The organism is Nocardioides malaquae, from assembly GCF_015070385.1.
Lineage (GTDB): Bacteria > Actinomycetota > Actinomycetes > Propionibacteriales > Nocardioidaceae > Nocardioides > Nocardioides malaquae.
Genome location: NZ_JADCSA010000754.1, coordinates 1 through 254, shown reverse-complemented (window position 1 = coordinate 254; position 254 = coordinate 1). Strand labels below are relative to the sequence as shown.

At 53.5% G+C, this 254-nt stretch carries 1 pseudogene; it reads right to left on the bottom strand.

The features are described 5' to 3' along the window. A pseudogene (locus tag IEQ44_RS16205) lies at positions 1-254 on the bottom strand (Putrescine importer PuuP); the annotation flags it as partial.

The following is a 254-nucleotide window of genomic DNA, read 5'->3' as shown; positions in this document are numbered from 1 at the left end:
AAGGTAAACGCCACCAGAGCACCGAAGTTAATTAACGCTGTGGCGGTAACTAAATCGAAGAACAGCGCCGACAACGCGACAATCCCGACCATAATGACGTTGAGTGCCGGAGTCCGCCATTTTGGGTGCACATAGCCAAACACGCGCTCCGGAAACACATTGTCACGCCCCATCACATACAGCAGACGCGACACGCTGGCATGTGAAGCCAGGCCAGAGGCTAACGTGTTCACAAACGTGGTGCAGAGGAAAAT